This window comes from uncultured Algibacter sp. (assembly GCF_947495925.1).
Lineage (GTDB): Bacteria > Bacteroidota > Bacteroidia > Flavobacteriales > Flavobacteriaceae > Algibacter_E.
The window spans coordinates 78,832-90,986 of record NZ_CANMAU010000004.1 but is presented as its reverse complement, the minus strand read 5'-3'; the positions used below and the strand labels follow the sequence as shown (position 1 = coordinate 90,986).

The following is a 12,155-nucleotide window of genomic DNA, read 5'->3' as shown; positions in this document are numbered from 1 at the left end:
ATGAGTTCTCAAATACATAAAATTCATCAACAACTGGTGAATAAGGACATTACTTGCACAGCATTAGTACAAGAAAAATTAGAAGAACTAAAACAAAATACTAATAATACTGTAAACGCTCTATTAGACACCTTAGCATTAGATTTAGCTGCAAAAGTTGATACTAAAATTGCTAATGGTGAGACTATAGGTTTATTGGAAGGTATTCCTTTTGGTATTAAAGATGTATACATGGTGCAAGGCACTTATACTACTGCGAGTTCAAATTTGCTTAAAAATTACAAATCTGCATATACGGCGACAGCTATTCAAAAATTATTAGATGCTGGAGCTATTCCTTTAGTAAAAGAAAATTGCGATAGTTTTGGTCATGGATCGTCCAGTGAAAACACCATTTTTGGTGCCGTTAAAAATGCTATAAACCCAGACTTAGTTGGTGGGGGGTCAAGTGGAGGTTCTGCTGTAAATGTTGCTAAAGACTATACGATTTTCTCAATTGGTGGTGATACTGGTGGTTCTGTGCGTCAACCTGCAGGATATAACAATGTGTATGGTTTAAAACCTACCTACGGACGCATATCGCGCTTCGGATTAATGGCCTATGCATCATCGACTGACTGTGTTGGTCCTATTGCCAAATCTATTGAAGATATACGTATTGTTTTAAATACTATGAGTGGTCAAGATGTAAAAGATCAAACAACATACGCTTCCGCGGATATATCTCAAGACGACATTCAAACCTCTGACAACATACAAACAGTAGGGTACTTTAAAAATTTTATTGAAAGTGAAGCTATTGATGCTCAAGTGAAATCTGATTTCTTAGCGGTCATCGAAAAAATAAAAGCAAAAGGTATTGCAGTAAAAGCCTTAGATTTCTTTAAGTCTGACACCTTAGTTTCAACATACTACACCTTAGCCATGGCTGAAACGGCGTCTAACTTATCACGTTTAGATGGTACGAATTATGGAAATCGTATTGAAGGAGATACTTTAAAAGAGACCTATTCAGTAACACGTTCTGACAACTTTTCAGAAGAAACTAAACGCAGAATTATTGGTGGAAACCAAGTGTTATCTCAAGGATTTTCAGATGAAATCTATTTAAAAGGATTAAATCTAAGAGATCAAATCTCTGAAAATTTCGAGAATGATTTTAAGGAAGTTGACATCATCATATCTCCTGTTACACCCAGTACACCTCCTAAAATTGGTGATAGTTTAAAAGATCCTTTAGCTATGTATTTATCTGATGCATATACGGTAGGTTTCAGCTTAGGGCAATTACCAACTTTAACTATACCACAAGGTACGGCTACGGGCTTGCAACTTACTGCCGCAAAAAATAATGACGAACTTGTTTTGAAGTTTGCTAACTTCTTAAAAGACATCATATAATGGAACTGGAACAATTAAACGAGCTGTTAAAGCAACACGAACTAGAGTTAGTTATAGGTTTAGAAACCCATGTTCGCTTAAATACTAAAACCAAATTATTTTGTTCTTGTGCCAATCAGGAAATAGAAACACCTAACGAAAACATTTGCTCGGTATGTACAGGACAAATGGGAGTTTTACCAGCAATTAATAAAGAAGCTATTAAAAAGGCTATTTACTTTGGAAAAGCTGTAAAATCGACTTTTGAAAACGAAGTCATTTCTTGGGATAGAAAACATTATGAGTATCCAGATAATCCCAAAAACATTCAGATCACTCAATTTCATAATCCTGTAATTCCTGATGGTCAGGTATCATGTTATAGAAATGATGGTTCGCAGTTTACAGTAAACTTAACACAAGTACATATTGAAGAAGATGCCGCTAAATTAATGCACGAGAAAAAAATCTCACTAGTAGATTTTAACAAAGCTGGTGTTCCTCTTATAGAAATTGTTACTGAACCTTGTATTCGCCATATCGAAGATGCTTCAACTTACGCACAATACATTCAGCGTATAGTTCAAAATTTAGGAATATCTGAAGCCAACCTTGAAAAAGGAGAGTTCAAATCGGACGTTTCAGTATCACTTAGAAAAAAACGCGATTACAATTTAAATCCCCGTACAGAAATAAAAAACTTGAATTCATTTAAGTTTATGGTTGATGCTTTAAAAGAAGAAGTTGAAAAACAATTAAGCTACTTTTTAGAGCATAAAGAATTTAGACCAGACCAAACAACGGTTTTGTGGGATGCTGAATTAAAGCAAACCAAAACCATGCGTAAAAAGGAATTTGAAGCAGATTATCGCTTTATTTCTGAACCCGACTTACCGTTTGTAAGTATCAAGGAGGTCGTTGAGTCTATTGATGTAGATTTAAGTACATTACCATATGCCGTTGAATCTATTTTAATTAAAGGCGGTGTTTTACCGCAAGACGCTAAATTCTTTACAGCTGATTCTTTACGTTCTGAAACTTTTGTTGCGATAAACAATGTTATTAAAGAACCTTCATTTGTTGCCAAAACATTAACTAATAACATTAAGGCCGAAGATTATTCAAAAATAGAAAACCTTTCAGACTTTATCGCAATTTTCTCATCGTTTAAGGATAACAAGGTAACACCTGTTTTAGCACAACATGCCATTAAAACATTATTGGCAGATGCTAATTTTGATTACGAAACGTATTTCAAAGAAAACACGATTTCAGAATCTAAAATAGAGGATGCCATAGCGCAAGTAATTTCAGAAAATGAAACTGTAGCAAACGATATTAAAACTGGAAATCAAGGTAAAGCTGGTATTTTAGTTGGAAAAGTAATTGCTATTATTGGAAAAGGTGCTTCAGGAAAAATAATCCGCGAAGGTATTCTTAACGCCCTTGCGGAAGATATGGATCAAGGGCAAAAGATAGAGAACACACTTGAACAACCAATAACTAATAACCAGCAAGCAGCAACCAAAAAAGAGGAAGAGGTTCTTCCTAAAATTCCTATCATCATAAAAGATGAATACCGAACGCATGTCGTCTCTGAAATTTCAGATGAAAATATTGACGAAAATGTAATGCTTTCCGGTTGGGTTTCTAGTGTTCGCGATCATGGTGAACTTATGTTTATTGATTTACGCGACTCAAGCACACAAGTATTTCAAGTGCGTTTGAGTAGAGAATCGTTTGCTAATTTAGATGAATTGGTAAAACTAAAACCAGAATCGGTTATTACGGTTTCTGGAACTATTGTTCAACGTAAAGAAGACGACTATAACGCAGCTTTAAGAACAGGAAAAATAGAATTAGAAGCTACTGAATTAGAAATTTTAAACCTTTCTAAAACCTTACCTTTTGAAATAAAACGCGCCACTAAAACAAACGAAAACGTACGTTTCCAACATAAATACCTAGACCACAGAAATGATGATGTACGCCGTGTTATTGTGAATCGTCATAAGGTCATTAAATTCATGCGTGATGTTTTAGACGAACAAGATTTTCTTGAAATTGAAACGCCTATTTTGAGCGCAGGAACAGACGAAGGTGCTCGTGAATTTATTGTACCTACTCGCAAACAAGCTGGTTCATTCTATACCTTACCACAAGCACCTCAACAATTCAAACAAATGCTGATGGTAAGTGGTTACGAAAAATATTTCCAATTAGCACGTTGTTTTAGAGATGAGGATTCTCGTGGCGATCGCCAACCGGAATTTACGCAATTAGATATTGAAATGGCCTATGCCAGTATGCAACAAATCATTGATTTGAATACAGAAATGTTTAATGGCATTGTTAAAAAAATATATGGCAAAAAATGGATTTTACGCCCATTTGAAATACTAACTTTTAAAGAAGCTATGGACGACTACGGCTGTGACAGACCGGATTTACGTTTTGGCTTAAAACTTAAAGATATTACTGAAATTGTTAAAGACACCACATTCCAAGTCTTTAGTAAGCCTATTGATGAAGGGGGTATTGTAAAATGTATCAAAGTATCTGCTGAAGAGCAGGGAAATAAGCGCATCTCTAAAGGGCAAATTGAAAAACTAACCTCTTTAGCTCAAAGTCATGGCCTTGGCGGTTTAGCATATATCATCGTAAATGAAAATGATCTGCAATCTCCAATTATTAAGTTTTTAGGAGAAGATATTGCTGCAGGTATTATTAAAATTGCTGAGGCTAAAGTTGGTGATATTGTATTCTTTTCTGCAGCCGATTACGCTACAGCCAATAAAGCCTTAGATGCTGTTAGACAAGAATTAGGTAAAATGCTACGTTTAATAAATCCTAAGGAATTAAGACCTGCTTGGGTTGTCGATTTCCCTATGTTTGAAAAAACAGATGAAGGCCGTTGGACTTTTACTCACAACCCATTCTCTATGCCTGCTATCTATGATTTAGACAAGCACATGAATGGCGAAGAAGATGAAATAGGAAATATTATCGCACAACAATACGATTTAATATTGAATGGTTATGAAATCGGTGGAGGCTCTGTACGTGCTCATAAACCAGAGATTTTAGAAGCTACATACAAAAATATGGGCTACAACAAGGAAGAGATGATGAAGAGTGTAGGAACCATGTATAAAGCGTTCCATTACGGTGCACCACCACACGGTGGTATTGCCTGGGGTGTGGATAGACTAATGATGATTTTAGAGAAAAAAGCATCTATTAGAGAAGTGATGGCATTCCCAAAAACAGGGACCAGTGAAGACTTATTATTTGGAGCTCCTTCTGCCTTATCTGATAAAAAAGTTGAAGAAATGAATGTAAGAGTGATACGAAAAACATAAAGACATCTTTAATTTATAAAAAAAAGCGCTATCTAATTTAGATAGCGCTTTTTTTATGGGCATATTTATGCTTTTACATTTAATAATTTACTCTACCACAATCCTTTTAGTGTATTTGTGTCCTTCTATCAATACTTTAACAAAATATGTCCCCGAAGTTATATTTTGTAAACTCACATCAACCTTTTGCGAAGGAATTTCAATCTTTTCTTTTTGAATTAGTCGCCCTGAAACATCAAATACTTCAATCATTTCAATCAATCCCCCTCTTTTATTATGTATTGTGAATTGACCTTCATTAGGAATTGGATAAATACTTAATTCTCCTACTGAAATCGAACTACTATCATAAGAAAGCGTCTCATTTAAAACTAAAGACACATTATCAATTAAAGCATCAGCCGGACCTGTATTACTTTCTGGCATATAAGCTGAAAATTTAAGCATAATAGTATCACCAGCATAAGCAACTAAATCGGATAAGATATCATCATTAAAAACGACATCAATACTACCTGAATTTGGAGATAAACCAAACCTCACTTCTTCCAGTTGAAATAACTCTACTCCCAACAAATCGGTAAATTTTGCTGTAAAAACTCTTTCTTGAGTTGGATTATTATATAATAAAGCATAATTGGCTTTGAAACTAAAAGACATTATTGCATTCTCTGCATTATCTATATCATTAGGTATGATAATATTCTGACTTAAGCTATAGGTTATATCCGACTCTACATTATTAAAAGAAGTAAAAGCTCCATAAGTCCCATCAGTTGGTAATATTTGACTCAAAAAAACCGAACATAGTGTAGTTGAATTTTCTAATACATGAAAATTCTTACTGCAATCAAAAAAGATATCAGGCCCTGTAACTTTCCAACCAGCAAGAGAACCACATTCAAAACTACCATTTACGACTAAATCATCTCTATCTGATTGAAGGCCACAAAGCGTATCAAAATTTTGTAAAGGTGTCCAATTACTATAACCATCAACACCACAATTACTTCTTAAATACACATAATATGTTCTGCCCGACAATAAACCTTCAAGATTTATAGAATTTGTTGATGCCTTTATTTCTGTTCCGATACCATTTCCTGGGATAAAATAGCTGGAAAAATACTCAATCTCCCAGTCTGCCACATTTTCGCTATCGTCCCACGCTAATTCTGCTGAATTTTCAGTAACATTTTGAATTGTAAAACCATCTGGAGCAAAACAAGCTACTTCAGTTCTAAAATTAATATACCCTACCCAATTACTATTACCATCAGTATCACAATTACTCCTTAAATAAGCGTAATACGATGTGTCTGGTAAAAGATTCTCAATACTTATTGAGCTTACTGAAGTCGTTTGAATTGTACCTATTCCACTTCCTGGTTGAAAATACCCAGTGTAATACTCAACTTCCCATTCTGTTGCATCACCGTTATCACTCCAAGTTAATTCAACTGAATTTTTGGTGACATTCTGTTCAGTAAAGCCATTTGGAATTGTACAGGCAACTTCAGTTCTAAAAGCTACATAATTAGTCCATCTGCTATAACCACCATCAGCACAATCACTTCTTAAATAAATGTAATACAATGTATCTGGTAAAAGATTCTCTATATTTATTGAGTTTACCGAAGTCGTTTGAATTGTACCTATTCCATTTCCTGGATTAAAATAGCCAGCTTGATATTCCACTTCCCATTCTGTTGCATCTCCGTTATCGTTCCAAACCAATTCTGCCGAATTTTTAGTTAAAGATTGCATTGAAAAATTAGCAGGCCTACTACAACTTTCTTCGGTTTTAAAAAATATTGCATTTGTCCAATTGCTATAACCATCAACACCGCAGTTACCCCTTAAATAAAGAAGGTACCAAGTATCTGGCAATAAGTTCTCAATAGTTACTAAGTTTGTTGTTGTAGTTACTAGTGTTCCAATACCATTTCCTGGGTTAAATGAAATTGTACTATACTCGACTTCCCATTCTGTTGCATTACCATTATTATCCCATATTAACTCTGCCGAATTACTACTAAAAGAATTAACGCTAAAATTTGTTGGTGTTATACATGATTCCGTGGTTGAAAAAGTAATAGGCCCAATAAACTCACTAGAATCACCTATTCCACATACAGCTCTTATGTACACATCATAGGATCGCTCAGGAACCAAATCACTTATAACAAATGGATTTTCTGTAGTAAATACGGTAGTAGCTCCAGCAATTGTAAAACCTGTAAACCCATATTGAATCTCCCAATCAGTCTCATCATCTGTAGACTCCCAGGAAAGTTCCGCCGTTTTACCCGTAATATTTGCTACCACAGGATTTACAGGGTTTGTACAAGATGGTAATTCATCAAAACTAACTTCATCAATTAAAATATCGTTATACCTTTTACTAAAAGATTGATCTAATGTAATTTTAAATTCAACTTGAATTTCATTAGAAGTAAAACCATAATCACTTAAATCAATCACAAAATCCTTCCAAATATGTGTATTGCTATTTACCGTAATGACATCCGTAAATGATGTACCATTCGAATCCGATAATGTAACATTAAGCTCATTATAAACATTGTCGAGTGTATTTTTACTAAAAGCAGAAAATGTAATAGCCGGGTTTGATAAAGTGGAAACATCTACCCATGGCGATTTGAGTATATAATCTCCATTAAAAGCGTTAAGAGAACCATCTAACCAGGCGTAATTAGAATTTTTAAGTGAACTTCTATCTTGAACATTAGATGCCTCAGAACTTGCATAGGTATTAAAACTCCAATTTCCATTATTACTTTCCTCCCAACAATCTGGAATAATATTTGTATTTACAAAACTTTCTTTATAGGGTGCCGAAATAACATTACAATTTGTCTTTAACGTTAATACAGAAGACCATTGGCTATATCCATCCAAATTACAATTAGCTCTAACATAAATATCATACTCTGTATTGGGTGTTAAATTCTCAATTAATCCGCTATTCGTATTTAGAGATATTCTTGTTCCTGTATCCAAAAGAAAACCTTTATTTCCATATTCAATTTCCCATTCATTTTCACCGCTTGTACTAGTATCCCAAGTAACATTTGTACTGGTTGTAGCCACAGAAACTGATCTAAGATTTTGTGGAATAAAACATGCCACTGGAGTTGTAAATTGAATTGGACCTTGAACGTCACTATAACCTCCGACCGTACAATTTGCTTTAATATATGCTTCGTAATCCGTATCTGGTGTTAAATCGGTAATAGTTTTATTCGTTGTATTTGCCATTATTTCCGTACCTCCTCCTAATATAAAGCCTCTTTCTCCGTATTCAATAGTCCAACTATTTTCACTATCTGGTTGCTGCCAGGACAAATCAACTTGCTTAGATTCTATATTGCTAACGGCAAAAGAGGTAGGAGTAACACAATTGGGTTTCTCCTCACAAATCACAGTAGCATCCCAGCCAAAACTTGTAACACTACCATCCGAAGTAAATAAAAACGTTAATGCACCACTTTCATGTGTTGACACTAACATTCCTGGATTTGACCTATAAGTTCCCAATAAAGGAGACTGTGTATCTGGCCCGTCATATATTCTTAACCTATCACAACAGGACTCAACCAAGAAGCTATTAAAAACAACTCTCACGCGCTCATCCATTGTTTTAGGATGAATTGTTGTGGTGGTATTTTCCCCATTAGAATAATTTCCAGTAGGTCCTCCTGAATCATAAAAATGATCACCACTACAATAATCAGGAGTTGTTGTAAATCTTATAGGACCCGCCCAATTACTATACCCATCCCCATCAACTTCACAGTTAGATCTTACATAAAATTCATATTCCGAATTTGACACCAAATCATTTAAAGTAGCTGTCTTTTCTGTAACACTTTGTGTAGACCCTGACCCTAAAGTAAAACCTCTAGCCCCATATTCTACTTCCCAAGTATTGACATTCAAGTTAGGACTTCCCCAACTTATTACCGCTGTATCGTTTGTAAAGCTAGTAACATTCAAATCAATTGGTGTAGAACATAGTTCTGTTGTTACAAACCTATAAGGCCCCAAAATCTCGCTATAACCACCAGCATCACAAATTGTTTTTATATAAACCTCATACGAAGTTAACGGTGTCAAATTCTCAATAATTATGGATTCTTCTAATGCGGTAACAATTGTTCCATTTCCTCTTACAAAACCAGATTCTTCATATTCCAATTCCCAACTACTATCGCTTCCAACAGCATTCCAACTAAAACTGGCCTCATCTCCCTTTATCTCCGTAGTTTCAAAATTTACAGGCTCAAAACAATTTGGTTTTTCCTCACAACTCACAACTGCATCCCATCCACTAAAATTCAAAAAACTATTGGAATAAAAAACAAAAGTTAATGCTCCAGAATCATGTGTTGATGCAAATTCTTGTCCTATCAACTGATTTCCCGTGAAAGACCCTAAAAATGCCCCGGTATCATCTTCACCATTAAATATGGTTAAAAAGTCAAAATTGTAATGAACATTAAAGCTATCAAACCTTACACGCACTCTATCTGAGCTATTATCAGGATAAATTTGTGTGGTGATATTCTCATTATCCGTATAATTACCATCGGCACCTCCGGAATCATAAAAATGATCCCCATTACAATAGTCTGCTTCTGTAGATATTATAAAAGGACCAATAAATGAACTACTTCCTCCAACCGAGCAATTACTCGCAACATAAAAATCATATTTAGTCCCTGATTCTAAACCTTCTGCTCTAAACTGTTTAACATCTTCTATCGAACTTACCCCTGTCCCAATTAAGAAGCCAGAAACACCATACTCCACTGTCCAGGAACTTGAACTTGATGAATCTTCCCATGCAATTTCGATACTATTAATATCTGTAGTTAAACTCGTGATATTTTCGGGTGTATTACAAGCTGTTGAAAAACTACGGGTAGCTGAAAAACTTGATGCACCGCAAGGATTAAGAGATTGAACGCGCCAGTAATACAATTGATTATTCTCTAAGCTTGAAGGCACAAATATAGTTTCTGTTGTTAAAGCGTCTTCAACAATATTATTAAATGCCTCATCAGTAGCAATCTCTATTTGGTATGAAATAGAATTATTATCATTCTCCCAAATAAGTTCTAAATCTAATTCTTCAGAATCTGCATTATCTATTGGAGAAACTAGATTTAGAATAACTTCATTTTCTAAAAATACCGTAAAACCTAGGGTGATATTTTTCTTAATATTCGATTCTGATATACCTTCAACAGTAAAGCTATAATCTCCAGAATCTAAATTATCTAAACCAGATACCGTTACAACAAAGTTGCTTCCTTCTGTATTCGTCCCGTTAAAAGTATCTTGCGAAAACGAGGCACTCGTTCCATCCGGTAAATTAGAATCCGAAACTATAACTTCTTCATCAAAAGTTAAAAATGTTTTATATTCAACATTAAAAACGGCATTACCAGAACTACAAGCGTCTATATAAGGCTCATTTGAAAGAATAACGTATTCAGATTTTTGAATAGTAAAATCCACCTGATTAACAGCAAAAAACACATTATTTACTGCTTTTACCATTAGTCTCGCATTTGAACTAGCATCAACATCTGGCAGGTTAAAGGTTTCCGTCCCATCATTATCTGTAACAATCAAACTATTAGGAAAACTTTGCCCTCCATCTGTAGACAAAAATATTTCAACTTGGCTTGTATTAATAGGTGAAGAATCAGTCCCAGCAACATTCCAATTAACAGTTACTAAATCTCCCACCGTCCATACTTCTGAATTCTCAGTCTGCGACGTTACGTTAAAAGGACCGGCACTACCTTCAACATTTATTGCTATGGCATCTGAAACGGTTTGTCCTCCACTAACGTCATTATCTCTAACAGTCATAACAAAATTCAATGTTCTAGAAACCGAAGGAAGCACTTCCCAAGTAGGGGTTAAATTATTTATTAAAACATCATCCAAATTAGGGAAGTATCTCTTATTACTTGAGCTTGGAGGTAGTGACCTAAACATGGGTCCAACTACATTTGTTGGCCTAGGCGTAAAAGAATTTCCTGGGTTTTCGTTATCATTTTGCTCCCAACAATAGGTAAGCATCTCATTACCATCAACATCTGTTGCCCTCCCCTCTAAAACAAATGGTGTACTCCTTGGAATACTATAATCCATCCCTTGAATAATTACTGGAGCACTATTACTTGTAGGTATTAATTCAGCACAACTTGAGTTATTGATAGTCCAGTTAGCAACATCACGAATACTTGTATAATTAAAATAATCATCAGCTCCAGATTGTACATTCGGTGGACAAATACCAGCATAACTCATAATGGTACTACCACTTCCTGGTTCAACCTCACTATTTATCCCACTTCTACAGTTACTACTGCTTTGTGTGTGATATGCTCCAAACTGATGTCCAAATTCATGTGCAGCTAGCAGATTCATATCATCAGAATCTGGGCTACCATGTACACTATATGCCTGACCTTTTTCCCCATCTTTGCAAACGCAAGCTATGCATCCTGCATTACCATATTTTCTATTTGATTCTTTATGAAATAAATGCCCAACATCATAATCATCATTACTCATAGTAGCATTAAGAGTACTTACCAATTGCCCTCTTAAGCTGCTACCAGTTGTATAAGGATCTCTTAAGGGATCTAAATAAATCAACAAATCAGAATTTGGAATTAACTGCATGGTTATCCCAAAGTCACGTTCAAAAATACCGTTTAATCGATTTACAGAACCTACCATAGCCTGTAAAACTTTTGCCTTCCTTTCACTATCATTAGTTTCAGAACCATCCAAAAAGACTTGTGAATAATCACCGCTAACAGAAAGTGCTAAGCGATATCTTCTTAAGTTTCCATCATCGACATTTCTATCAAAAACACCACCTCCACTAAATTGATTTCTAACATAATCCTCTGTTTCACAAGAAAATGGAGCATCATTTTCCTGAGAAGAGGTTATTGTAAATTCATAAAGTGAATTACTTAAAGGTTTAATTTCTGTTTTTTCATAAATATTACTTTCAAAAACGCCATAAAAACCTGTCTTAGACGAATATGTAAAAGCTATAGTTTTCTTTGATGGACTTGTAGAAACCCCTTTAAAACTTTTAATATGAGGAAATTTGTTTTCCAGAAGTGGGTGCATGACTTTAGTTTCATACAACATAAACTCTAAAGATTGACCATCTTCGGTTGGAAAAGATATCTTCTCTGGGTTACTTGCCGTTATTTTTTTTAATTTTTGCTCAAAATCATCAACCCTTAAACTATAAATGGATGATTTAGTTTTGCCATAAGAAACTTTACTAGAATTACTTGCCTTTTCCCATGGGCCACTTTGAGAATTTGACATTTGGAAGGAAATCAA

At 34.8% G+C, this 12,155-nt stretch carries 3 protein-coding genes; 2 read left to right on the top strand and 1 reads right to left on the bottom strand.

The window, feature by feature from the left end; genetic code table 11:
- A complete protein-coding gene (locus tag Q0857_RS09470) occupies positions 1–1,401 on the top strand; it encodes an amidase family protein (RefSeq protein WP_298534305.1) in 1,401 nt (466 codons plus the stop codon).
- Positions 1,401–4,742, top strand: a complete 3,342-nt coding sequence (gatB/aspS, locus tag Q0857_RS09465; RefSeq protein WP_298534303.1) for a bifunctional amidotransferase subunit GatB/aspartate--tRNA ligase AspS — start codon at positions 1,401–1,403, stop codon at positions 4,740–4,742. Before Q0857_RS09470 ends, gatB/aspS begins: the two co-directional genes overlap by 1 nt.
- A gap of 87 nt (positions 4,743–4,829) precedes the next feature.
- On the opposite strand, the gene Q0857_RS09460 is transcribed toward gatB/aspS, so the two are convergent.
- Positions 4,830–12,140, bottom strand: coding sequence for a fibronectin type III domain-containing protein (locus tag Q0857_RS09460; protein WP_298534301.1), 7,311 nt, complete (start codon positions 12,138–12,140; stop codon positions 4,830–4,832).
- Positions 12,141–12,155: the final 15 nt, after the last annotated feature.